The organism is Streptococcus sp. KR, assembly GCF_002238115.1.
Classification (GTDB): Bacteria; Bacillota; Bacilli; order Lactobacillales; family Streptococcaceae; genus Streptococcus.
Genome location: NZ_NGVM01000280.1, coordinates 1 through 253, shown reverse-complemented (window position 1 = coordinate 253; position 253 = coordinate 1). Strand labels below are relative to the sequence as shown.

Genomic DNA, 253 nt, shown 5'->3' with positions numbered 1-253 from the left:
GGGCGACTAACGCAGAAAACTGCGTTGGTCGCCCGCTATTTTTGTTTGAACCCAGGGATCTGAGATACCATCAATGGTTAAGATTCAACCCGGTTCGTTGTGGAGTGCTTACGATCATTCAATCATGATCAAATAGTAAATTTACTTATAACTACTAAACCTAAGCTTAGCAATAACGTCACTAGTCCAATTAACATCATACCCATTGATGATCCATCACCTGTTTGAGGTAATCTACTTGTTTTATCGTACA

At 39.5% G+C, this 253-nt stretch carries 1 protein-coding gene; it reads right to left on the bottom strand.

Annotated elements, in window-relative coordinates; translation table 11 throughout:
* Positions 1-128: 128 nt before the first annotated feature.
* Positions 129-253: LPXTG cell wall anchor domain-containing protein (locus CBI42_RS11950; protein WP_142294167.1), on the bottom strand; the 125-nt coding region annotated here is incomplete at its 5' end.